Origin of the sequence: Streptomyces sp. NPDC052101 (genome assembly GCF_040680235.1) — a bacterium.
Taxonomy (GTDB): domain Bacteria; phylum Actinomycetota; class Actinomycetes; order Streptomycetales; family Streptomycetaceae; genus Streptomyces.
In genome coordinates, this window is sequence record NZ_JBFAWH010000130.1 from 1 (window position 1) to 1,384 (window position 1,384).

Annotated in this window: 1 protein-coding gene; it reads left to right on the top strand. The window is 65.3% G+C overall.

Annotated elements, in window-relative coordinates:
* Positions 1-103 precede the first annotated feature (103 nt).
* On the top strand, positions 104-1,345 hold the full coding sequence (locus tag AB0L75_RS44235; protein WP_365191944.1) for an IS256 family transposase: 1,242 nt from the start codon (positions 104-106) through the stop codon (positions 1,343-1,345).
* Positions 1,346-1,384: the final 39 nt, after the last annotated feature.

Here is a 1,384-nt window from a genome sequence, read left to right on the forward strand (position 1 = left end):
GGGTCTGTACGCTCACCGGTGTAATTGATGATCATGGAAGAGACATCAAGTGACTGACACCGTGACCGAGTCCGTGACCGTCGATGACCAGGCGGAACCGTCGCTGGATGCCGCGACGGTCGAGCAGAGGCTCATCGACCAGCTCGTCGCGCAGGCCCGGAGCAAGGGTCTGCAGCTGACCGGCGAGGGCGGGCTGCTGCAGCAGCTGACCAAGACGGTGCTGGAGTCCGCCCTGGAGGGCGAGATCACCGACCATCTCGGCTACGACAAGCACGACCCGGCGGGCAAGGACGGCGGCAACTCCCGCAACGGCACCCGCTCCAAGACCGTGCTGACCGACATCGGGCCGGTCGAGATCGACGTGCCGCGGGACCGGGACGGCTCCTTCGAGCCAGCCATCGTCAAGAAGCGGCAGCGCCGTCTGACCGGCGTCGACGAGATGGTCCTGTCGCTGTCCGCGAAGGGTCTCACGCACGGCGAGATCTCCTCGCACCTGGCCGAGGTCTACGGCGCGAACGTGTCCAAGACGACCATCAGCACGATCACCGACAAGGTGATGGACGGCATGGCCGAATGGGCCAACCGGCCGCTGGACCGCGTCTATCCGGTCGTCTTCATCGACGCGATCAACGTCAAGATTCGCGATGGCCAAGTAGCGAACAGGCCGATCTACGTGGCTCTGGCGGTCACCGCCGAGGGGCACCGCGACATCCTCGGACTGTGGGCCGGCGACGGCGGCGAGGGCGCGAAGCACTGGATGCGGGTGTTGTCCGAGCTCAAGAACAGGGGCGTCGATGATGTCCTGATGCTGGTCTGCGACGGGCTGAAGGGCCTGCCCGACGCGGTCGGTGAGGTCTGGCCGCGAACTGTGGTGCAAACATGTGTAGTTCACCTCCTGCGGGCCTCGTTCCGTTATGCGGCCCGCCAGGACTGGGACAAGATCGCGAAGGCGCTCAAGCCCGTCTACACCGCGCCGACCGAGGACGCGGCCACGACCAGGTTCCTGGAGTTCGCCGAGACCTGGGGCAAGAAGTACCCGGCGATCGTCCGCCTATGGGAGTCGAGCTGGGCGGAGTTCACGCCGTTCCTCCAGTTCGATGCGGAAATACGCCGGATTGTGTGCACGACCAACAGTATCGAGAGTGTCAACGCACGCATCCGCAAGGCCGTCCGTGCCCGCGGACACTTCCCGACGGAGCAGGCCGCCCTCAAGTGCGTCTATTTGGCCGTCATGAGCCTCGACCCGACCGGCGCCGGCCGGAAGCGTTGGACCATGCGATGGAAGGGCGCCATGAACGCCTTCGACCTGGCCTTTGATGGCCGCCTCACCGCAGGCCAACTCTAGCCACATCAAGCCCAGTTACACCGCTCGCTTTACAGACCC